Genomic DNA, 21842 nt, shown 5'->3' with positions numbered 1-21842 from the left:
CTTACTCCAGCATTTTTAGTAATTCTTCGTAAGAAATAATTTTCACTCCTAATTCCTTTGCTTTTGCAAGTTTGCTTCCTGGCTCTTCACCTACTATCAAATAGTCTGTATTTTTTGATACTGAAGAAGAAACCCTGCCACCAGCCTTTTCAATCATTTCCTGGACTTCGTGTCTTGGTTTAGGTAAGGTTCCTGTTATGACAAAACTAAAACCTTCAAGCGAAGCAGGCTTTTTTTCTTTCTGATAATCAGGATTTTCAATTGTTAATCCTAAACTTTTAAGCTCCTCTATTGCTTTTAGGTTTTCTTCATTATTAAAAAACTGCTCAATTGCTCTTGCTGTTTTTTCTCCAATCTGGGGGATCTCAATGAGACGCTCCATTTTAACATGATAAAGATCCTCAAGTTTTTTAAAATTTTGAGCAAGAAGTTTAGCCGCATACTCACCAACCTGACTTATTCCAAGAGCATAAAGAAATCTTGCAAGAGTTGTCTTTTTGCTGCGTTCAATTGCCTCAATAAGCTTTTTTGATGAAAGATCAGCAAATCCTGGAAGTCCTTTAATATCCTGCTGTCTTAGCTTATACAGATCAACAAAACTTTTTATAAGACCTTTTTCATGTAAAAGTTCAACAGTTTTGTCTCCCAATCCTTCAATATTCATGGCTCTGCGTGATGCAAAATGCTTTATTCTTTCTTCAACTTGGGCAGGACAGTTAAAGTTAATGCATTTTAATGCAACTTCTCCTAACTCTCTTACAGTTTTTGAGCCACACACAGGACAATGCTCAGGAATCTTGGGAATCACTTCCTGTCCTGTTCTACGGTCAACAACAACGCCAATTATATGTGGAATTACTTCTCCAGCTCTTTCCACAATTACATAATCACCAATTCTAATGTCTTTTCTTTTTACCTCATCCCAGTTATGAAGAGTTGATCTTGAAACTGTAACTCCGCCAATTCTTACAGGTTCAAGTATTGCCACAGGTGTTATAACACCTGTTCTTCCAACGCTTGCAACAATATCCTTCAGTTTTGTAATTCCCTGGTGAGCAGGATATTTGTAGGCAATAGCCCATCTTGGCTCCCGTGTTTTTGCACCAAGACGTTTTTGAAGTTCAAAACTATTAACTTTAACAACAGCTCCATCTGTTTCAAAAGGATAACCTGCTCTAAGTTTTTCTATCTCTTTTATCGCCTCTATTACTTCATCAATACCTTTTGCCACTTTTACATATGCTGGAACAGGAAATCTTGCCTGCCGAAGCCACTGAATAAACTCATACTGAGTTTTAAATTCAACTCCTCGATAGTATCCAACACCGTAACATGCTATATGAAGTCTTCTACTTGCTGTAATTGAGGGGTCAAATTGACGCACTGAACCACTGGCTGCATTTCTTGGATTGGCAAAAATTGGCTCACCTTTTTCCTGTCTTTCTCTGTTTATTCTTTCAAATTCATCTATATTCATGTAAACTTCACCACGAATATCAATCTCTTCTGGAGTGACTCCTTCAATTCTTAGAGGAATTGATTTTATTGTTTTAATGTTTTGAGTTATATCCTCGCCAACATATCCATCTCCTCTGGTGGAGGCTTTGTACAAAAGTCCATTTTTATAGGAAAGCTCTATTGCAAGTCCGTCATATTTTGGCTCTACTGTATACTCAACAGACTCATTAATGCCAAGAAGCCTTTTTACTCTCTCATCAAAATCTCTTAATTCTTCATAAGAAAAGGCATTATCAAGGGAAAGCATGGGTTCACGGTGTTCAACCTTTTCAAACTTTTCAGATGGAGCTGCTCCAACTCTCTGAGTCGGTGAGTCAGGCAAAATATATCCCCATCTTTCTTCAAGCTCTTTGAGTCTACGTAGCATCATGTCATATTCTTCATCTGATATAACAGGACTATCAAGAACATAGTAACGGTAGTTGTGATAGTTTATTTCTTTAACAAGCCTTTCAATTTCTTTTTTTACATCCTCTGGAATCTCTTTCATTATATAACCTCCTGTAATTGTCTCTAAAAAAGTCCCAGTTCCCCCAAATATTCAACACGTTTTATCTATTTCTATGGGATATGTAAATTTGGATTTTCAAAGGGATATTCATGATAAAAACCACCTTCTTTATCTATACCGTAAACTCTATCATCAAAAACGACCAGTGCAAGATTTATTTTTTCTTTTCTACGAGTTTTATAATAAGTTTTAATGCTTCAAGGGCTACCTCTTTTTTATTTGAAAGTCTGTCACCTTGCAAATTTAACTCTTTAACATAAACATGAGATGGTGTAACAACTGCTACATATATAAGACCCTTTGGCTTTCCCTCCATTGTGTCAGGTCCGAGATTTCCAGTTGTGGCAATTGAATAGTCTGAGCCGGTGATTGATTTTATTGCCTTTGCCATTGCTTCTGCCATTTCTCCTGAAATAACTCCGTAATGAAATACTTCATCAGGAATTTTTAAAATTTGCTTTTTCATCTCTGTTGCATAAACAACAACTCCTCCAAGGAAAACTTTACTGGCACCTGGAATATCTGTTATTGAAGAGGCAACAAGCCCACCTGTGCAGGATTCTGCTGTTGATAGAGTCTTTTGTTTTTCTGTAAAATTTTTAACAATATCAAACGCAATAGAATTTAAAAAGCTCATGAACAAATTATAACAAAAAAAGTGCTGGGAATGACAAAAAATAAAAAAGGAGGGCCAAACCCTCCTTCCTATTAAGCACCTTTGGCTTTTTCTCCAAGTTCTATATAGCTTCCCCCAAAATAAGTATATATTAAATCTCCAGCATCAATGAGCTCTCTTATTGCTGCTTTTGTCTCAGCATCAGGAACTCCCTTTTCTCTAAAATGTTTTATTACATCCATCTGTTTGTATTTCTTTTTCCCTGTTGATTGTTTGATAAGCTCATAAATCTGCTTTTTAAGCTCCTCCTTATCCATTTTAAATCACTCCCTTCATAAAAATTTAAATAAGGGAGGCAAAAACCTCCCTATTATTTAACCCATTTGACCTGAGCTGTAGTTCTGTATGTTGTGAAAGCGTATGTCCAATCATCAATATGCTGATATGTAAATGGTAACCCAGTTACTGCAAAAAATTTCTCCCAACCAATCCTATCAATCCATTCGCCCACTCTCTCATGCTTCTTTGCTCCAGCAGCATAGGCATCAAAAATTTTCCTAATTGTTTTTGTAACTTCAGGCCATCTTGGTGGATTATTAGGTAAATATGCTACAGCAAGCCTTGAAAACTTTGGTGGAGTTCTTAGATTACCAACTTTTCCACCTACGACTATTGCAACTCCATCATTTACTGGATCTGCAATTGGAAGGGCAGGACAAACTGAGAAGCAGTTTCCACAGTACATGCACTTCTCTGCATTGATTTTTACTGATTTCTTTGCTGGATCAGGTGTTATTGCAGCTGTTGGGCATGCGGCCATTGTAGTTGGAAGCTCGCAAAGGTTTTTAAAGCTTTCATGATCAATCCTTGGCATTTTTCTATGAATGCCAACAAGCGCTATGTCTGAGCAATGAACCGCACCACACATGTTTGTACAACATGCAACTGCAATCCTTACTTTATTTGGAAGTTCTTTTGTTGTAAAGTAGTCAGCAAGCTCATCCATTATGCATTTAACCAAACCAGAGGCATCAGTTGCTGATGAATGGCAGTGAACCCATCCTTGTGTATGAACAATATTGCTTACTCTTGGACCAATTCCTCCAATCATGTATCCTTTTGCCTTGAGTTCATCCATCAAAGGTTTTACTTTGCTTTCATCAGAGACAAGAAACTCGACATTGTTTCTTGTTGTAAATCTAAAGTATCCATCACAATACTTATCAGCAATATCAGCAAAATCTCTTAATGTAGTTGTACTTAACAGTCTTGGAGAGGCAATCCTTACTGTCCAGAGTTTATCTCCAGAATTTGCTATATGAACCATTAATCCAGGACCTAAAATTTCATGAGTTTTCCAGTTTCCATAGTTTTTCTGGATTACTGGGGGTAAAAAGTTTTTGTAATGAGGTGGTCCTATATCTGTTTTTCTTTGTTTTACATCTACTACATCAGGAATAAAAAATTTCTCAGGAATTTCACCCATTTTAAACCTCCTTTATTTTTTTATTATTTTGTCCATGCTTCCCAAGGCTTCTTTTCAAGATCTTCCTCTTTCCAGAAGAAGAACGGATCATTTCTTGGCTCTTTAACCATCTCTGGTATTGGTTCAAGACCGGAAATCTCAAGGAATTCTCTCATTCCACGACGAAGAATAAGTTCACCAATTCTTTCTCTGTTCTTTCCATACTCATTCCACCAATCCCACCATTTTCTTGTAAGTTCTTTTAGCTCGTCATAAGGCGGCTTCATTTCCATAAATGGGATTATTACCCAGGAAAGAGTTGCACCAATAACAAATGGTGCTTTTGCACCAATAAGTATCATTGCTCCAAATGGAGGAGTAGGTTTCAGTGCTCCTGGAAGTTTTGCAATACAATGGAAACAGTGACGACAATCTTCATTATTTATTTTTAATGTATTTCCATCCCAGCTTATACACTTTCCAGGACACATATTCACTATTTCTTCCTGAATATTTACGCCCTTTTTAACATAATCTTTTACCTTGTCCTGATCAATCTCTATTGGACCTTTCCATGTTCCAATTATTGAACAGTCTGCACGAGCTATTGCAGCATTGCAGTCAATCGGGCATCCTACTATTTTAAACTTAAACTTGTATGGAAACTGCGGCCTGTGGAGTTCATCCTGAAACTCCTGAGTTATTTCGTAAGTAATATCAAGTGTGTCAATCATTGCCCACTCGCATCTTGCTGGACCAACACAGCAACTTGGAGTTCTCAACGCAGAACCAGAACCACCAATATCAAATCCATTAAGACTAAGTACAGTAGCAATTGGTTCAAGATTGTTAGTTGTTGTTCCAAGCAAAACTGTATCGCCTGTTGAACCATGCATGTTTGTCAGCCCGCTTCCAAATCTGTCCCATAAATCACAGAAAAATCTTATTGCAGCAGAAGTATAAAACAATCCTGCTGGTTGATTAATACGACAAGTATGAAAGTGAGCTACATTCGGAAATTGCTCTGGTAATTGAGAATATCTTCCAATAACTCCTCCTCCATATCCTCTTACTGTAACAATACCTCCATGTTTCCAGTAAGTCATCTTGTCTCTGTAACTTTTCTCTAACTGTCCTAATAGATCAGCAGCCATTGGATTTTTCTCTGCTGCCTTCTTGATTTCCGTAACAAAGCTTGGAAAAGGTCCCTTTTCAAGCTCATCCAATAAAGGTGTGTCATACTTCTTTGTCATATTTTCCTCCTGCTTTAAAATTTTTTTAAATTATACCACAAATTTTAGTGTCTATCAACAGTAAAATAGTTACACATTTTTGGTCAAATAAAAAAATTTTATGTTTACATTAAAGCTTTTAAATGCAAAATAAGATAAAATATTTTAATGCAAATTAAATGGATAGAACTTAACGGATTTAAATCTTTTCCTGAAAAAACCAGAATAGAGCTCAATGAAGGTATAACCTGCTTTGTTGGACCAAATGGAGCAGGAAAAAGCAATATTGTTGATGCCTTCAGATGGGTCCTTGGAGAACACAATCCCAGAATTCTTCGTGGTGAAAAAATGGAAGAAGTAATATTCCAAGGCTCTCAATCAAAAAAAGAAAAGGGCATTGCTGAAGTAACCATTCTATTAAGATCTCTAAAAAAATCAGAAAATGGAGGGCAACCTGAACCAGAATTAACTGAAATAAAAAGAAGGTTTTACAGAACTGGAGAATCCTACTTTATCATCAATGGTAAACAGGCAAGGCTTAAAGACATAAAAGAAATATTTCTTTCAGAGGGAGTTGATATAAGAAGTTATTCAATAATTGACCAGATTAAAATTAACGAGATTTTATCAAAGCCTTCTCACAGAAAAGCTCTTGTTGAAGAATGTGCTGGAATTTCATTGTATAAAATGAAAAAAAATGAATCTGAAGGAAAGCTTCAATCAGCACAGGAAAATCTTCAAAGAATAGAAGACATCATTAGCGAGCTAAAAAAACAGTACTCTTTACTTGAAAGACAGGCAAAAAAAGCTGAAAAGTATAAAAAAACCATAGAAGAATTAAAAAATTTGGAATTAAAAGTCTCTAAAGCTGAAAGCTTAAATCTCCTTGAAGAAATTGCAAAACTTCACGAAAATATTCAAATTCTTGAATATACACAATTAGAATTAAAAGAAGAAAATGAAAAAATCATAGAAAAGATTAAAGAGCAAAAGAGAAAAATCTCCCATATTGAAGCTGTCATACAGGAAACACAGAAAGAATTAAAGCAAAAAGAAATAGAAAAGACAAAGGCAGAAAATCAACAGACTCTCATTTGGCAGGAAGAAAAAAATAAAAAAGAATTAATAAATAAACTTCATGAAGAAAACTTTGCTTTAAAAGGAGAAATAGAAAAATCTCAGAATGATTTAAAAGCTGTTTGTATTGAATACGAAGAAATTGAGGAAAATATTGCCAATCTTCAAAAAGAAATCATTGAGAAAGAACAAGAACTAATGAACTTTTACAAAGAAATAAATGAGATTGAAAAGGAGATTGAAAAACAGAGAAAAATTCTTTTTAATCTTACCACTGAACTGGCGAACAAGAAAAATTATTACCAATCAATAAAAAAATCCGGTGAAAATGCTCAAAACAGGTTAAACAATCTTTATATACGAAAAAAAGAAACAATGCAAAGGATACACCAGATGGAAACAGAAATTCAAAAAATTCAGGAAAACATAAAAAAATTAAAAGAAAACCTGCAATTAGAAAACAACAAAAACAACATTATTCAGAATCAACTCTCCCAGTTAGAAAACCAGCTGGAAACAAAAACTCAGCTAATAATTGAAAAAAAGAAAAAAGAAGCAGTAATAAATGGAAAAATTGAAGCCCTTTCATCAGAAATATGGCAGGAAAACAAAAATTACAAACTCTTTTTTGAATGCATTGATGTAAGCCCTGAAGTTGAGGACTTAATTGAGATTTTCATGGAAGAAAGGCTTAAAGCCTCAGTAATACAAGACATTGAAACAATTAAAAATTTTAAAAATAAGGGCTGGTTCTTTTTAAAAAACGAAGAAATTTTAAGTTCTGAATATCAAAAAAATGAAAGCCCTCATAGTGATAAAAAAATTAAAAGTTACATAAAAATAAAAGAACCAGGGATTAATGAAAACATTTTTAATAATGTTTATATTGTAAACGATCTTAAAGAGGCAATGAAAATAAAAAAAGAATTTCCCAATTGCTGCTTTGTGACCAGAGAAGGTGAAGTGATTTTTCCAGATGGATTTATAAAAACAGGCAAAACCTCAAATCTTCTTAAGAAAAAAAGAATGCTTGAAGATTTGAATAATGAAAAGTCTGAAATATCAAAGGAAATTGAATATTTACAGCAAGAAATTGAAAAAATGCAAGCTACAAAACAGGAGCTCAAAAAAGAAATAGAAAGTAAAAGACTGAAGCTTTCTCAAATACAAAAAGAAATTTTTAAGGCTGAAGAAAAAAATAAAAGTCTTCAAAGAGAAATAGAGCAGATAAAGCAAAGAGCAAAATATATGGAAAATGAAGAAAAAGCTCTGCAAAATGAAATATTTCATAACACAAAAATCATGGAAAAAACCCGCTCTGAAATTGAGCAACTGTCTATAGAAATTGAAGATTTAGAAACAAAAATTGAAGAATTGAAAAATAAACAAAAAGAGACATCCCGCGCGAATGAAAGCCAGAAAGAAGAACTTTCCAGTAAAAAAATTATGCTGTCCACATTAAAGGAAAGATACAATAACAAAAGACAGGAAATAAACAGGCTGAATGAAGAAATTAAAAAACTTACAATGAAACAACAGAAAAATGAAAAAGAGATTGAGCAAAGTCAGAAAAGATTATCTCAGATTGAAAAAGAAAAAGCAGAGATATTAAAAGCAATTGAAATGATTACTCTTGAAACAGTCAATCTAAAAGAACAAATAGAAAAGCTTTATACAGAACTTCAGAATGAAAAAGAATCTTTAACAGAACTGGAAAAAAAATACCATAGCATAAACGAAAAATTACACCAAATTACAGCAGAAATTGGAGAGAAGAAAACCATTGAAGGCGAAAAAAAAGTAAAGCTTGAAAATCTATGGAATGAGATTTACAGCATTTATGGAATTGACATAATTAAAGAACAGATTGAGCTAGCTCAAGAAACGGAAACATTTAAATCTCGCATAACGCAGCTTAAAAATCAACTCAAAGAAATTGGCCCTGTTGATGTTGAAATCTTGAAGGAATATGAAGATGTTAAAGAAAGATATAACTTTTTAATCAACCAGAAACAGGACATTGTAACATCCATAGAAGAACTACAAGAAGCAATAAAAAAAATTAACTCCCTCACGAAAAAGAAACTAAGAGAAACATTCAATCTTTTAAAAGAAAGATTTAACAGCCTATTTAATGAGCTTTTTGAAGGAGGAAAAGCTGAAATTATTCTCACTGATGAAAACAACATCCTTGAGTCAGAGATAGAAATACATGTTCAGCCGCCAGGCAAAAAGACAGGCAACATAAATCTTCTTTCTGGAGGAGAAAAAGCACTTACTGCTTTATCTTTTATATTTGCCTGTTTAAGTATTCGTCCATCTCCTGTATGCATTCTTGACGAGGTGGACGCACCTCTTGATGATATCAATACCCTTAGATTAAGAAAATTGATAAAACAGTTAAGCAGTAACACGCAATTTCTTATTGTAACCCATAATAAGCTCATGATGGAGATTGCAGATTATATCTACGGAGTAACAATGCAGGAAGAAGGAGTATCCACAGTAATTTCCTTAGAACTAAAAGAAGCAGAGGCATATGTATGAAAGATTTAACATTAATTGAAGGAATAGAAATATCCGACGAAAAAGAAGACCTTATATGCTACAGCTATGATGCTTCCTATGCAAAGGGAAGCCTTCCAGAGCTTATTGCTTGGCCTAAAAGCACTGAAGAAATTGTAAAAATTGTAAAATGGGCAACAAATAAAGGGTTAAAAATACTACCACGAGGTGCAGGAACAGGCATGGCAGGAGGAGTTATTCCTATTAATTCAAAAAGCATTATAATTAGCCTTGAAAAAATGAGAGAAGTTCTGGAAATAAATCAAAAAAATTTTACTTCTATTGTAGAACCTGGTGTTATAAATGGAGAACTTCAAAAAGAATTAATGATTCATGAACTTTTTTATCCTCCGGATCCTGCATCTCTTGATTACTGCACAATTGGTGGAAATGTAGCAACAAATGCTGGTGGTCCGCGAGCTGTTAAATACGGGGTTACAAGAAACTATTGCCTGGGATGTGAAGTTGTGCTTTCCAATGGTGCAGTTTTGACATTAGGTGGGAAAACACTTAAAAGAGTTACAGGATATGAATTAAAAGAGCTTTTTATTGGTTCAGAAGGCACACTGGGAATAATTTCAAAAGTAATACTCAGGGTTTTACCACAACCAGAGGAAGTAATTACTCTTTTGATAAGTTTTGATTCAATAGATTCTGCTGGAGAGGCTGTTCCAAAAATCATTGGCTCAGGGATTGTTCCAAGAACCCTTGAATTTCTTGACAGCTCCTGTTTAAGCTTAATTGAAAAAAATTATGAATTGGGGCTGCCCACTCAGGTGGAAGCTTTGCTTCTTGTTGAACTTGATGGAGAAATAACCTCTATTAAAAGAGATGGAGAAAAAATTGTTAATATTGCGAGAAAACTTAAAGGAGAAACGCAGATTGCCACAGACTACTATGCAAGAGAAAATTTATGGAAAGCCCGTAGAAGCATCTCACCATGTATTTTGAAGATGCAGGACAAAGAAAAAATCAATATTGATATTGTTGTTCCTTTAGACAGTCTCTCAAAAACATTTATAAAGTTAAATCAGCTTTCAAATGAATCAAATATTCCAATTATATCTTTTGGTCATGCTGGAGATGGCAATATTCATGTAAACATTCTCGTTGAAAAAGGCAATGAAGAGGAAAAAACTCGAGGATTTGAACTTGTCAAAAAAATCTTTGAATTTGTAGTAAGTCTGGGAGGAGCCATTTCAGGAGAACATGGAATTGGCATAACAAAAAAACCTTATATTAATATTCAGTTAGAAAAAAAACAGATTGAACTGATGCAGGCTATAAAAAGAATTTTTGATCCAAAGGGATTTATGAATCCAGGAAAGATTTTTTAAATATTCTCTGAAGAATACTATCCTGATTTTAGCAGTTGAAATCAAAAAATTTCAGGCAGTTTTCTCAGAGCTTCCTTTATTTTTTCATCTGGATATTCAAAATCAGAAAGCCTCCCGGATAAATATGCCTCATAAGAAGGAAGATCAAGAAATCCTATTCCGCTTAGATTGAAAAGTATTACTCTTTCTTTTCCTTCTTCCTTTGCTTTTAATGCTTCATCTATTGCTACCTTGATGGCATGAGCACTTTCAGGAGCAGGAATAATTCCCTCGCTTCTTGCAAAAAGCATGGCAGATTCAAAGACAGATGTCTGTCCTACTGCCTGTGCTTCAATCAGGCCATCGTGATATAGCTGACTTATGAGAGGAGCGTCTCCATGATATCTTAAACCTCCTGCATGAATTCCTGGAGGAACAAAATCATGTCCGAGGGTATACATCATGAGAAAAGGTGTAAATCCTGCGGTATCGCCATAATCATATCTGAACTCGCCCTTTGTAAGTGTAGGGCACGAAGACGGCTCTACAGCAATAACTCTTAAATCCTTCCCATGAATCTTATCATAAAGGAATGGAAAGCTTATACCACCGAGATTGCTTCCTCCTCCACAGCAACCAATTACAATATCTGGATAGTCTCCTACAATTTCAAGCTGTTTTTTGCATTCAAGTCCTATAATTGTTTGATGAAGCAAAACATGATTTAGCACTGAACCAAGAGCATAGTTTGTATCTTTATGGGTTGCTGCATCTTCAACTGCCTCTGAGATGGCAATTCCAAGTGTTCCAGGATGATCTGGATTTTCATGAAGAATTTTTCTTCCTGATTCAGTTTTATCAGAGGGAGATGGATAAACTTGTGCTCCCCATGTTTCCATCATTATTCTGCGGTACGGTTTCTGATCATAGCTTACTCTTACCATATAGACGGTAATCTCTATTCCCATTAATGCTCCTGCTAATGCAAGGGCAGAACCCCACTGACCTGCACCAGTTTCTGTGGCTATTCTTTTTATCCCTTCAATTTTATTGTAGTAAGCCTGAGGTATTGAAGTATTTGTCTTATGACTCCCTGCCGGGCCAAAACCTTCATGTTTAAAATAAATCCTTGCAGGAGTCTTAAGAGCCTTTTCAAGTCCAATTGCTCTATAAAGAGGGGTTGGACGAAAGCTTGCATATATATCTAAAACCTCTTGTGGAATATCTATCCATCTTTCAGTAGTAACTTCTTGTTCAATAAGAGACACGGGAAAGATAATTTTTAAATCATCAGGAGAAATCGGTTTCTTTGTTTTTGGATTAAGTGGTGGAGGAGGTAACTTTGGCATATCAGCCTGTATGTTATACCATTGTCTTGGTAAATCTTTTTCAGAAAGTAAAATTCTTCTCATTCTGTCCTCCAGTTGCTGTAATTTTTTATAATAATTATACCTTTTACATTTTTGCAAGATTTTTCTTGACATTGTATCTCCTATTTTGATAACATTTTTCCAAGCCACGAAGGCTTAATTTAGCTCAGAAGAGCTTGAGTTTAAGCTTTCGTGGCTTTTTTATTTAAAAAAAATTTTTTAAGGAGGGGACATGAAAAAAGTTTTATTTGTTTTGAGTTTTTTACTTTTTCCTATTTTTACTTATGCAGCTGACATTACAGAGTGGCTATCAATTTCAGGTTCAGCAACAACAGTTTATCAATGGCTCAACAAAGCTCAAGGTAATGTTGAAAACAAGGATCGTGGCTCTGCAGTTATTGATTTTAATGTATCCCTTAAACCAACTGAAAACGATGAATTTTTTGTAAGGGCAAGCTTTGCAAAAGGAAGCGGATTTCATAAAGGAGATTATCCTTTTACGCTTAATCCCAATGCTGATGATTTATTTGTTGATCTTCAAAATATTAATGGTCATTCAAGGGATCACTTACAGGAGTTGTGGTATTCTCATAAGTTTCCAATTCAGAAAGATATGTCCATTAAGCTAACAGCAGGAATAATTGATTCAACAGCTTTTATTGATGACAATGCCTATGCAGCAGATGAATTACATCAATTTATGAATGAAGCTCTGGTTCATAATCCTTTAGCTAATTTACCAAGCTATGATGCTGGTGTAGCAGCAGAATTTGAAGCAGGTGGATTTCATTTAAGATTAGTAGGAATGCGTTCAAAAAATGAAAATGAAAATATGGATGTAAAAAACTATAACTGGATAGGTGCACAGATTGGATACAAAGTTGAAAGCTCACTTGGTGAGGGAAACTACAGGCTTTATGCCTATACAACAAACAAGAAGTTTGAAAACTGGGATGCAGATGCATATAAGGCATTAAGAGGGATTGGAGTATCCTTTGACCAACAACTAATAAAAGACACACTTGGAGCTTTCCTCCGTGCAGGATGGCAGGATGACTCTGCAGCAGTGGATTACAACAGAATGATTTCATTTGGATTAAATCTTAATGGATCAGTGTGGGGGAGAAAGGATGATGAAGTGGGAGTTGGTTATGCATATTTAAAGAGTCCATCAAAGAATCTGGATTTGAGTCGTAGTCAAGTATTTGAATCCTATGTAAAGTTTAAGTTGTTTGCTTATAAGTTTTTAAGCTCTGACATAACCCTTGATTATCAATACATACAGGACAAAACCCGTCAAGAAGGCACAAAAGCAGGACATATATATGGAGTAAGATTTAACATTAACTTTTAAAGGAGGAGGTTTAAGATGAAGAAGTTTAAAAGTCTTTTAATCAGCATCATTGCAGTATTATTTCTTACAGGCACAGCATTGGCACATTTTGGAGTAATAATGCCATCTGATGACATTATCGGAGAGAAAGACTCAAAAAAAATCACACTGAAAGTATATTTCATGCATCCCTTTGAGCAAGAATGGCTTAACATGGAAAAACCAAAGGCTTTTGGTGTAATGCTTGGTGATGAAAAAACTGATCTGCTAAGCACCCTTGTTAACAAAAAAGTAAAGGGCAAAAATGCATGGGAGACAACTTTTACAATCAAGCGTCCAGGAGACTACATATTTTATCTTGAACCAGTTCCTTACTGGGAGCCAGCAGAGGAAAAATTCATAGCCCACTATCCAAAGGTTGTTGTTCAGGCTTTAGGAAAAGAAGAAGGATGGGATAAGGAAGTTGGACTTCCCATCGAGATTGTTCCACTTACAAGACCTTATGGGCTCTGGGTTGGAAATGTATTTCAGGGAATTGTTAAAGTTAATGGAAAGCCTCTGCCTTTTGCAGATGTTGAGGTTGAATACTTTAATGAAGGTGGTAAGGTTAAAGCACCGAAGGAGCCTTACATAACACAGGTTATAAAAGCTGATGCAAATGGTGTATTTACCTATGCAATTCCTAAGGCTGGATGGTGGGGATTTGCAGCACTCACTGATGCTCCTTACAAGATTAAAAAAGATGGGAAAGAATATCCTGTTGAGATTGGTGGAATTATCTGGGTTAAGGCAAGGGAGATGAAATAATGCATATATCTGAAGGAGTTCTTTCTGCGCCGGTTCTGCTTGCCGGCGCTGTTTTGTCTTTAATAGGGCTTACTCTTGGGCTTAAAAAAATTAAAAATGAAGATATTCCAAAGGTTGCTGTCCTTTCTTCTGCTTTTTTTGTTGCATCATTAATTCATATTCCCATAGGTCCTACCTCTGCTCATCTTGTTTTAAACGGGCTTGTTGGAATGCTCCTTGGATGGGCAGCATTTCCTGCTATATTTGTGGGACTTGTTTTGCAGGCTTTACTTTTTCAATTTGGAGGACTTACAACACTTGGAGTAAACACCTTTGCAATGGCAATGCCTGCAGTACTATCATATTATGTCTTTAGAAGGTTGTTACACAAAGGTAGAAATACTGCCTTTATTGGAGGAGCTCTTGGTGGAGCATCTTCTGTGCTTATTGGTACTGTGTTTGTAAGTCTGGCTTTAATTGAAACTGAAAAAAGCTTTATGGGAGTTGCTATAACTCTTTTTACAATGCATCTTCCAATTGCTTTGGTGGAGGGAATAATAACGGGTTTTGTTGTATTATATATTAAAAAAGTAAAACCGGAGGCATTGAGATGAAAAAGTTGCTCAATCCAGGATATTTTTGTCTTTTTTTTATAATTGTTTGCTTACAACTTCTCCTTTCCAGCGATGTTTATGCTCATAAGGTGAGCGCCTATGCATACAGGGAGGGTGATAAAGTAATTGGAGAGTGCTATTTTGTTGATGGCTCGCCCTGTAAAAACTCTAAGGTTGAGGTTTATGACAGTAGAGGTAAAAAAATTACAGAGACCACTACTGATGAAAAGGGAAGATTTAATTTTAAAACTTCAGAGACTGGAGAACTAAAAATAGTAATTCCTGCTGGAGAAGGTCACAGAGCAGAATACATCCTTGAGGCAGTTGAAAAGCCTGAAAAAAAGGAAGTAAAAAAGCAAGAACCTGTTAAAGAGACTCAGAAACAACAGATTCCTTCAGCATCAATCAATAAAGAAGAACTCAAACAAATTATTGATGAAGCAATGGAAGCAAAGCTTCAGGGATTAAGAAGTGAGATGATGGATTTGAGAAAACAGTTGGATAAAATCAGTATAAGAGACATAATTGGAGGAATAGGATATATCTTTGGGGTCTGGGGAGTAATAATGTTTATTAAAAGAAAGAAAAATGCATCTTGAAGAGTTTTCAGAGGGAAGTTCTTTTTTAAATAAGGCAGATCCGAGATTAAAAATCATAGTTTTTTCAATATTCAGTATCCTCTGTGCAACTGCTTCAGGATTGAAAACTCCATCTTTGTTTTTGCTTTATTCTATTTTTTCTGTTTTTCTTGCTCGATTAAGAATAAAGCCTCTTTTTTCAAGGCTTGGTGTGGCAAATTTTTTTATTCTTTTTATCTGGATTTTTGTTCCTTTGAGTTATCCTGGCAATAGTCATTTCTCATTCGCAGGGTTAAAGATTAGCCAGGAAGGAATTTTTTATGCATTATCAATTACACTTAAATCTAATGCAATCATTATCGCAACAATAACACTTCTTAGCACTTCCTCTGTTAATTCTTTAGCCCATGCAATGCTTCATCTTAAAGCTCCGAAAAAGCTTGTGACAGTTTTCTTTCTTTTTTATCGTTACATTATAGTTATCCATGAGGAATATTTAAAAATAAAAAGAGCTGTGCTTGCCAGGGGTTTTGTTCCAAAAACAACGCTTCACACTTACAGGACCTATGCCTACATTGTTGGAGGAATGCTTATTAAAAGCTATGAAAGAGCAGAAGAGATTTACAGGGCAATGCTTTGCAGAGGCTTTCAAGGATATTTTCCGCTTTTTGAGCATTTTCAAATAAGAAAAATTGATATAATATTCAGTGTTGTTTCAATTTTTATGTTTGTTGTAATTCTGGTTTTGGCATAATTTAAAAAATCATCAATAGGGATAGAAACATGAAAGAGCCGATTATAAGACTCAGGAATATTAATTTTAATTATGATGGAAGGGCTGTGCTAAAGGATGTAAACTTTGATGTTTATGAAGAAGATAGAATTGGTCTTATTGGACCTAATGGTTCAGGTAAAACAACTCTTTTATACATCATAATGGGATTGTTAAAACCTTTTTCTGGGACAGTTGAGATATTTGGGACAGTCAGGCAAAAAGAGAAAGATTTTATTGAAGTAAGACAAAAGATAGGACTTCTTTTTCAGGATTCAGATAGTCAGCTTTTCTGTCCAACAGTAAAAGAAGATATAGCTTTTGGACCTTTTAATCTTGGGAAATCAAAGCAAGAAGCATTAAAAATTGTAAAGGAGACCTGCGAAATTTTGGGGTTAAATGGATTTGAAGATAGATTAACCTATAAACTTTCTGGAGGAGAAAAAAGACTTGTTGCACTTGCAACAGTTATAGCAATGAGACCTGTCTGTTATCTTTTAGATGAGCCATCAAATGGTCTTGATGAAAAAACTAAAGAGAGACTTCTTCAATATCTCACAAATAATGCAAAGACCTATGTTGTTGTTTCACACGATAAGGATTTTATAGAACAAGCAACTGATAAAGTCTATCTTCTTAAAAATGGCATGATTTCTACTCTAAGGAGCTATTAAAAAGGAAATATCTTCGGTAGTTTAAAGCCCTTGCCGTGTTTTAACTGTTTCATCATTTTTTTCATCTCATTGAATTGTTTAATGAGCCTGTTAACATCTGTTACTGTTGTTCCACTTCCTTTAGCAATACGAATTCTTCTACTTGCATTTAAAATTTTCGGATTTCTGCGCTCTTCAGGTGTCATTGAATTAATTATTGCCTCAACCTTAACAAACTCTTTCTCATCAATTTTTATTTCCTTTAATATTTTATTGGCTCCTGGAAGCATTGAAAGAATGTTTTCAAGAGGTCCCATTTTTCTCATTTTTCTTATTTGATCTTTTAGATCTTCGAATGTGAATTCTTCTTTTTCGATTTTTTTCTTTAACTTTTCAGCTTCTTTTTGATCATAGGCTTTCTGTGCCTGTTCAATAAGTGTAAGAATATCTCCCATTCCAAGAATTCTATTTGCCATCCTGTCAGGATGAAACTCCTCAAGAGCGTCAAGTTTTTCACCAGTTCCAATAAGTTTTATAGGCTTACCTGTTACTTCTTTTATTGAAAGTGCAGCACCACCACGAGCATCACCATCCATTTTTGTTAGAATAACTCCTGTAATACCTATTTTTTCATTGAAGCTTTTTGCAATGTTTACTGCATCCTGCCCTGTCATTGCATCGGCAACAAAAAGAACTTCATGGGGTTTAAGAATCTCTTTTACATCTTGTAACTCCTGCATCAATTCTTCATCCACATGCATTCTTCCAGCAGTATCAACAATTACTGGATCCATTCTATCAATTACAGCTTTTTTAAGCGCTTCCTTACAAAGCTCTACTGGATTTTTAATTTCGTAAGAATGAAATACTGTAACATCTATCTGCTTACCCAGAGTAACAAGCTGCTCAATAGCTGCTGGTCTTTGAAGGTCTGCTGCAACAAGCATTGGCCTGCGACCCTGTTTTTTGAAAATTCTTGCAAGCTTTGCTGAAGTGGTTGTTTTTCCAGAGCCGTGCAGTCCAACCATCATTATTACAGTTGGTGGGTTTGGGCTCAGCTGAATCTTTGCAGTGCTTCCTCCCAGCAGTTCACACAGTTCATCATAAACAATCTTTATTACCTGCTGAGCAGGGGAAAGGCTTTCAAGAATTTCTTTACCAATAGCTTTATGACGGACTCTTTCAATAAAAGATTTAACAACTTTAAAGTTAACGTCTGCTTCTAAAAGAGCGATTCTTATTTCTTTTAAAGCAGAATCAACATCTTCTTCTTTAAGAATACCCCTGCCTTTGAGTTTTTTAAATATTGCTTCAAGTTTATCTGTTAATGCCTCAAACATTAATTACCTCTTGTTTAAGAGGAGCTTTTCAATTTCTTTGTTAAATAAACCAAAAGTATCCTGTGTTATCCCTCTGTATATTTTCATAATATTTTTTTTCTCATTTAAAATAAAAAAATTTGGAAACCCGTAAATATTGTAAAATTTTTTTACCTTTACATCAGCTATAAATAAAGGATATTGAATTCCTCTGCTTTTTGCAAATTCGTTGAGTTTTTGCGGCTCCTCTATTTCGTCATTAAATATAACTCCAACTATTTGAACATTTTTATTTTTGAATTTCTCATAAAGTTTGTTTATGTCCGGAATTACATAATCGCAGGCAAAACATTTATTTGAAAGAAATTCTATAACTATGACCCTACCTTTAATTTGATACAACTGCACAGGCTTGCCATTTATATCAGTTAAGAAAAAATTCGGAGCAGAGTCACCTGTTCTAAGTGCACTCTGCCCTGCTTGTGGAATTAGCAGTATAAGAATTAAGATTAAAAGCTTTTTCACAAATCAACTATTGAGGAGGCTATCCAGTTTACTTTTTAATATAGATTTTGGAACAACTCCCACTATCTGGTCAACTCTCTGCCCATCTTTGAAAAACATAATTGTAGGAATTCCCATTATTCCATAACGCGTTGCAATATCAGGATTTTCATCTGTATTAAGTTTTCCTACTTTAATTTTCCCTTCATATTCCTTAGCAAGCTCCTCTATTGTTGGAGCAATTATTCTGCATGGACCACACCACGGTGCCCAGAAATCCACCATTATTATACCTTTGGAGTTTAAAACTTCTGATTCCCATTTAGCACTTGTAAGTTCTACAATGCCTTCTGCCATTTTGACCTCCACAAAGATTTTGTAAGCAACTTTTTTTAAAATAAATTTTTCTCTCTTGTTTTGTCAATGTTAGAGTTCCTATATTTTAATTGAGCAAATGAAAAATCCTGAGCCTGCTCACTGGCAAGCTCAGGACAGCTATGAATCTTTAAATTCATTCCAGTGGAATTTTTATCTCTCTTGGCTTTGCTTCTTCTTTTCTTAAAATAACTATTTCAAGCAAGCCATTATTTAGATTCGCCTTAACAGAAGATTTATCAACATCTGCTGGTAAATTAATAGTTCTTGAAAAAGGGCCATAGCTTCTTTCATTCAAAATATAGTCTTCTTCAGAAACACCTTCAGGTTTTTTAATTTCTCCTTTGATTAGGAGTCTATCATCAGTAATTGTTAAATCTATATCCTGCTTGTCAACTCCTGGAATCTCAACCTGAATGACTAATTCATTCCCTCTTTCAAAGATATCCACATTGGGAGAAATAATTCCCTCGCTACTAACAGTCCTCTTCCTCCGAACAGGTGAAAGAAACTCTTCAAAGAGTCTGTCCATTTCCTTTCTTATTTCTTCAATCTCCTTTAAAGGACTCCATTTTACAATAGCCATTTTACACCTCCTAAATTTTTAGGCTGCTTCTGCTATAACAACTCTATTAAATATAATTTTACCATCTTTGAAATCAACTTCCACAATATCTCCTTCTTTAAAAACTCCTTCAATAAGCTTTATTGCAAGAGGGTCAAGTATCTCTTTCTGCAACACCCTTCTCAGCGGTCTTGCACCATATACAGGATCATAACCAATTCTTGCAATGTATTCTTTTGCCTCTTCTGTAAGAGTAATATCAATCTTTCTCTGCTTGAGATACTGCTTTATTCTGTTAATCTGAATTTCTATAATCTCTTTCATTACTTCCCTGCTTAATGGATTGAATATAATTATCTCATCAATCCTGTTAAGAAACTCAGGTCTGAAGAAAGCTCTTAAGTCATCCATAATTTTTGTTTTTAAATCCTTTTTCAAATCCTGCCAGTGCTCAGAGCCTGCACTTTCAAGAAACTCCTGAATATGGGCACTTCCTATGTTTGATGTCATAATTATTATTGTGTTACGAAAATCAACGGTTCTTCCATGTCCATCAGTGAGCCTGCCATCATCAAGAACCTGAAGCAGAACATTGAAGACTTCTGGATGGGCTTTTTCAACTTCATCAAAAAGAACAACACTGTATGGACGCCTGCGAACCGCTTCTGTAAGCTGACCACCTTCTTCATAACCAACATAGCCAGGAGGCGCACCAATTAGTCTGCTTACTGTATGACGCTCCTGATACTCGGACATGTCAATTCTTATCATGGCATTTTCATCATCAAAGAGAAACTCTGCCAGAGCTTTTGCAAGCTCTGTTTTACCCACACCAGTTGGTCCCAAAAACATAAATGAACCAATTGGACGATTAGGATCCTGTAGTCCTGCTCTTGCTCTTCTTATTGCATTTGATACTGCCTGAATAGCTTCATCCTGACCAACAACTCTCTGACGGAGGCGCTCTTCCATTTTAATTAACTTCTGGGTTTCGCTTTCAAGAAGTTTTTTAACAGGAATTCCAGTCCACTTTGCCACAACCTCTGCTATATCTTCTTCATCAACTTCTTCTTTAAGCATCTTTCTTTTTTTCTGAATCTCCTTCAAATGGGCATTTGCCTCATCAAGGGCTTTCTGAAGCTCAATTAGTCTGCCATATCTGAGTTCTGCTGCTCTTGTAAGGTCTCCCTGACGCTCTGCCTGCTCAGAGGCAATACGGGTTTGCTCAATCTCTGCCTTTATCTCTCTAATTTTTAAAATAATCTCCTTTTCAGCTTGCCACTGTCTGCTTAATTCCTCTTTTTTTGCAAGGAGTTGCTCTATCTCATGGGAAATCTTTTCTATCTTTTCCTTTGCGTCCTCAGTTGGCTCTTTGCTCAATGCCTGTCTTTCTATCTCAAGCTGACGGAGTTTTCTCTCAATTTCATCAAGTTCAATGGGCATGCTATCAATCTCCATTCTGAGCTTTGCTGCAGCCTCATCAATCAGGTCAATGGCTTTGTCTGGAAGGTATCTGTCAGTTATGTATCTTGCTGAAAGAACTGCAGCAGCAACCAGTGCTGAATCCTTTATCTTCACACCATGATGAACTTCATACCTTTCTTTAAGTCCTCTCAAAATTGATATTGTATCCTCAACAGTGGGCTCTTTAACCAGAATAGGCTGAAATCTTCTTTCAAGGGCAGGGTCTTTTTCAATGTATTTTCTGTATTCATTTACAGTTGTTGCACCAATGCATCTTAGTTCCCCCCTTGCCAGAGCTGGCTTGAGCATGTTTGCAGCATCAACTGCTCCTTCTGCTGCACCAGCACCTACAAGTGTGTGAAGCTCATCTATGAAAGTTATAATCCGTCCCTCTGACTGTGTAATCTCCTTAAGTACTGCCTTGAGTCTTTCCTCAAATTCTCCCCTGTATTTTGCACCTGCAAGAAGTGCTCCTATATCAAGGGCTATCAATTCCTTGTCTCTCAAAGACTCTGGAACATCGCCTGCCACAATTCTCTGTGCAAGACCTTCAACTATTGCAGTTTTACCAACACCAGGGTCTCCAATAAGCACTGGATTATTCTTTGTCCTTCTTGATAGAACCTGAATAACTCTTCTTATTTCTTCATCTCTTCCAATGACTGGATCAAGCTTACCTTTGCGGGCTAACTCTGTCAGATTTTTACCATATCTGACCAGTGCCTGATACTTTTCCTCTGGATTGGGGTCAGTTACTTGATGAACTCCTCTTATTTTCCTCATTGCATCAAGCACTTTCTGCCGGGTAACTGCCTGCTTTTTTATGGCATCAAGGGCAGGACCACCCACATCAAAAAGAGCTATAAGAAGATGCTCCACACTTATATACTCATCCTTAAGATGCTCAGCTTCTGCTTCAGCTTTCTCAAAAAGCTGATTGAGTCTTGGAGTAATGTAAATCTGCTCAAGGGGTTGAGCACCGTAAACCTTTGGGATTCTATCAATGGCTTTCTTTAAATCTGCTTTTAATGTATTTAAATCTGCTCCGCATTCTTTTAAAATACGGGGAACAAGCCCCTCAGTGTCTTCAATTAGAGCATAAATAAGGTGCTCCACATCTATCTGCTGATTACCGTGCTGAGAGGCAATTCTCTGTGCCTGTGTTATTGCTTCCTGCGTTTTATAGGTAAGTCTATCAAATCTCATAGA

General features: G+C 35.6%; 19 protein-coding genes. 8 read left to right on the top strand and 11 right to left on the bottom strand.

Translation table 11 applies throughout. From position 1 onward, the window contains the following. Nucleotide 1: 1 nt before the first annotated feature. The 5 genes from ligA to dsrA all read right to left on the bottom strand — a co-directional run bounded on the left by ligA (nt 2) and on the right by dsrA (nt 5363). Nucleotides 2–2008, bottom strand: a complete 2007-nt coding sequence (ligA, locus tag V4D31_RS09140; protein ID WP_353686130.1) for an NAD-dependent DNA ligase LigA — start codon at nt 2006–2008, stop codon at nt 2–4. 175 nt (nt 2009–2183) lie between these two features. Further along, nucleotides 2184–2666 carry a CinA family protein gene (locus V4D31_RS09135; RefSeq protein WP_353686129.1) on the bottom strand — a complete coding sequence of 161 codons (483 nt, stop codon included), beginning with the start codon at nt 2664–2666 and terminating at the stop codon, nt 2184–2186. Nucleotides 2667–2737: 71 nt separating this feature from the next. Beyond that, entirely contained in the window at nt 2738–2962 is a 225-nt protein-coding gene (locus V4D31_RS09130) for a hypothetical protein (protein ID WP_353686128.1), read from the bottom strand. Between the two features lie 53 nt (nt 2963–3015). Beyond that, on the bottom strand, nt 3016–4131 hold the full coding sequence (gene dsrB / locus V4D31_RS09125) for a dissimilatory-type sulfite reductase subunit beta (RefSeq protein WP_353686127.1): 1116 nt from the start codon (nt 4129–4131) through the stop codon (nt 3016–3018). Nucleotides 4132–4154: 23 nt separating this feature from the next. Continuing rightward, nucleotides 4155–5363, bottom strand: a complete 1209-nt coding sequence (dsrA, locus tag V4D31_RS09120; RefSeq protein WP_353686126.1) for a dissimilatory-type sulfite reductase subunit alpha — start codon at nt 5361–5363, stop codon at nt 4155–4157. Nucleotides 5364–5510: 147 nt separating this feature from the next. Between dsrA and smc the strand changes: the two genes are divergently transcribed. Next, nucleotides 5511–8966 (top strand): chromosome segregation protein SMC, encoded by a 3456-nt coding sequence (gene smc, locus V4D31_RS09115; protein ID WP_353686125.1) that lies wholly within the window; start codon nt 5511–5513, stop codon nt 8964–8966. Continuing rightward, nucleotides 8963–10321 carry an FAD-linked oxidase C-terminal domain-containing protein gene (locus V4D31_RS09110; protein ID WP_353686124.1) on the top strand — a complete coding sequence of 453 codons (1359 nt, stop codon included), beginning with the start codon at nt 8963–8965 and terminating at the stop codon, nt 10319–10321. The genes smc and V4D31_RS09110 overlap by 4 nt, the downstream gene beginning before the upstream one ends. A gap of 41 nt (nt 10322–10362) precedes the next feature. Here V4D31_RS09110 and V4D31_RS09105 read toward each other — a convergent pair whose 3' ends face one another. Next, nucleotides 10363–11712, bottom strand: a complete 1350-nt coding sequence (locus V4D31_RS09105) for a TrpB-like pyridoxal phosphate-dependent enzyme (protein ID WP_353686123.1) — start codon at nt 11710–11712, stop codon at nt 10363–10365. 190 nt (nt 11713–11902) lie between these two features. Between V4D31_RS09105 and V4D31_RS09100 the strand changes: the two genes are divergently transcribed. From V4D31_RS09100 to V4D31_RS09075, 6 genes are read left to right on the top strand one after another with little or no spacing between them, the layout of a single operon-like run. Next, nucleotides 11903–13024 carry a carbohydrate porin gene (locus V4D31_RS09100; RefSeq protein ID WP_353686122.1) on the top strand — a complete coding sequence of 374 codons (1122 nt, stop codon included), beginning with the start codon at nt 11903–11905 and terminating at the stop codon, nt 13022–13024. Nucleotides 13025–13039: 15 nt separating this feature from the next. Next, nucleotides 13040–13810: a DUF4198 domain-containing protein gene (locus V4D31_RS09095; protein ID WP_353686121.1), complete on the top strand. Its 771-nt coding sequence runs from the start codon at nt 13040–13042 to the stop codon at nt 13808–13810. Then, complete coding sequence (cbiM, locus tag V4D31_RS09090; RefSeq protein WP_353686120.1) at nt 13810–14403, top strand: cobalt transporter CbiM; 594 nt, start codon at nt 13810–13812, stop codon at nt 14401–14403. The genes V4D31_RS09095 and cbiM overlap by 1 nt, the downstream gene beginning before the upstream one ends. Further along, entirely contained in the window at nt 14400–15002 is a 603-nt protein-coding gene (locus V4D31_RS09085; protein WP_353686119.1) for a hypothetical protein, read from the top strand. The genes cbiM and V4D31_RS09085 overlap by 4 nt, the downstream gene beginning before the upstream one ends. Beyond that, a complete protein-coding gene (gene cbiQ, locus V4D31_RS09080) occupies nt 14992–15735 on the top strand; it encodes a cobalt ECF transporter T component CbiQ (RefSeq protein WP_353686118.1) in 744 nt (247 codons plus the stop codon). The genes V4D31_RS09085 and cbiQ overlap by 11 nt, the downstream gene beginning before the upstream one ends. 29 nt (nt 15736–15764) lie before the next feature. Continuing rightward, the gene (locus tag V4D31_RS09075; RefSeq protein WP_353686117.1) at nt 15765–16427 is read left to right on the top strand and encodes an ABC transporter ATP-binding protein; all 663 of its coding nucleotides are present in this window, start codon (nt 15765–15767) and stop codon (nt 16425–16427) included. Here V4D31_RS09075 and ffh read toward each other — a convergent pair. The 5 genes from ffh to clpB all read right to left on the bottom strand — a co-directional run bounded on the left by ffh (nt 16424) and on the right by clpB (nt 21839). Then, nucleotides 16424–17746 (bottom strand): signal recognition particle protein, encoded by a 1323-nt coding sequence (ffh, locus tag V4D31_RS09070; protein ID WP_353686116.1) that lies wholly within the window; start codon nt 17744–17746, stop codon nt 16424–16426. The two genes, V4D31_RS09075 and ffh, sit on opposite strands and share 4 nt — an antisense overlap. Nucleotides 17747–17749: 3 nt before the next feature. Next, the gene (locus tag V4D31_RS09065) at nt 17750–18250 is read right to left on the bottom strand and encodes a TlpA disulfide reductase family protein (RefSeq protein ID WP_353686115.1); all 501 of its coding nucleotides are present in this window, start codon (nt 18248–18250) and stop codon (nt 17750–17752) included. A gap of 3 nt (nt 18251–18253) precedes the next feature. Continuing rightward, nucleotides 18254–18586 carry a thioredoxin gene (trxA, locus tag V4D31_RS09060; protein WP_353686114.1) on the bottom strand — a complete coding sequence of 111 codons (333 nt, stop codon included), beginning with the start codon at nt 18584–18586 and terminating at the stop codon, nt 18254–18256. Nucleotides 18587–18740: 154 nt separating this feature from the next. Continuing rightward, nucleotides 18741–19190, bottom strand: coding sequence for an Hsp20/alpha crystallin family protein (locus tag V4D31_RS09055; RefSeq protein WP_353686113.1), 450 nt, complete (start codon nt 19188–19190; stop codon nt 18741–18743). 18 nt (nt 19191–19208) lie between these two features. Further along, the gene (gene clpB / locus V4D31_RS09050) at nt 19209–21839 is read right to left on the bottom strand and encodes an ATP-dependent chaperone ClpB (protein ID WP_353686112.1); all 2631 of its coding nucleotides are present in this window, start codon (nt 21837–21839) and stop codon (nt 19209–19211) included. Between the last annotated feature and the right edge of the window lie 3 nt (nt 21840–21842).

Origin of the sequence: Thermodesulfovibrio sp. 3462-1, from assembly GCF_040451425.1 — a bacterium.
GTDB classification, from domain to species: domain Bacteria; phylum Nitrospirota; class Thermodesulfovibrionia; order Thermodesulfovibrionales; family Thermodesulfovibrionaceae; genus Thermodesulfovibrio; species Thermodesulfovibrio obliviosus.
Note: the sequence above shows the minus strand (reverse complement) of the source record. Positions and strands in the feature narration are given on the sequence as shown.

What these genes read in the sequence shown, in the direction of transcription:
- dsrB (WP_353686127.1), bottom strand. Translation starts at nt 4,131, where the DNA reads ATGGGTGAAATTCCTGAGAAATTTTTTATTCCTGATGTAGTAGATGTA.
- V4D31_RS09075 (WP_353686117.1), top strand. Translation starts at nt 15,765, where the DNA reads ATGAAAGAGCCGATTATAAGACTCAGGAATATTAATTTTAATTATGAT.
- dsrA (WP_353686126.1), bottom strand. Translation starts at nt 5,363, where the DNA reads ATGACAAAGAAGTATGACACACCTTTATTGGATGAGCTTGAAAAGGGA.
- V4D31_RS09085 (WP_353686119.1), top strand. Translation starts at nt 14,400, where the DNA reads ATGAAAAAGTTGCTCAATCCAGGATATTTTTGTCTTTTTTTTATAATT.
- V4D31_RS09100 (WP_353686122.1), top strand. Translation starts at nt 11,903, where the DNA reads ATGAAAAAAGTTTTATTTGTTTTGAGTTTTTTACTTTTTCCTATTTTT.
- ligA (WP_353686130.1), bottom strand. Translation starts at nt 2,008, where the DNA reads ATGAAAGAGATTCCAGAGGATGTAAAAAAAGAAATTGAAAGGCTTGTT.
- V4D31_RS09095 (WP_353686121.1), top strand. Translation starts at nt 13,040, where the DNA reads ATGAAGAAGTTTAAAAGTCTTTTAATCAGCATCATTGCAGTATTATTT.
- clpB (WP_353686112.1), bottom strand. Translation starts at nt 21,839, where the DNA reads ATGAGATTTGATAGACTTACCTATAAAACGCAGGAAGCAATAACACAG.
- trxA (WP_353686114.1), bottom strand. Translation starts at nt 18,586, where the DNA reads ATGGCAGAAGGCATTGTAGAACTTACAAGTGCTAAATGGGAATCAGAA.
- V4D31_RS09130 (WP_353686128.1), bottom strand. Translation starts at nt 2,962, where the DNA reads ATGGATAAGGAGGAGCTTAAAAAGCAGATTTATGAGCTTATCAAACAA.
- V4D31_RS09105 (WP_353686123.1), bottom strand. Translation starts at nt 11,712, where the DNA reads ATGAGAAGAATTTTACTTTCTGAAAAAGATTTACCAAGACAATGGTAT.
- cbiM (WP_353686120.1), top strand. Translation starts at nt 13,810, where the DNA reads ATGCATATATCTGAAGGAGTTCTTTCTGCGCCGGTTCTGCTTGCCGGC.
- V4D31_RS09055 (WP_353686113.1), bottom strand. Translation starts at nt 19,190, where the DNA reads ATGGCTATTGTAAAATGGAGTCCTTTAAAGGAGATTGAAGAAATAAGA.
- smc (WP_353686125.1), top strand. Translation starts at nt 5,511, where the DNA reads ATGCAAATTAAATGGATAGAACTTAACGGATTTAAATCTTTTCCTGAA.
- cbiQ (WP_353686118.1), top strand. Translation starts at nt 14,992, where the DNA reads ATGCATCTTGAAGAGTTTTCAGAGGGAAGTTCTTTTTTAAATAAGGCA.
- ffh (WP_353686116.1), bottom strand. Translation starts at nt 17,746, where the DNA reads ATGTTTGAGGCATTAACAGATAAACTTGAAGCAATATTTAAAAAACTC.
- V4D31_RS09135 (WP_353686129.1), bottom strand. Translation starts at nt 2,666, where the DNA reads ATGAGCTTTTTAAATTCTATTGCGTTTGATATTGTTAAAAATTTTACA.
- V4D31_RS09110 (WP_353686124.1), top strand. Translation starts at nt 8,963, where the DNA reads ATGAAAGATTTAACATTAATTGAAGGAATAGAAATATCCGACGAAAAA.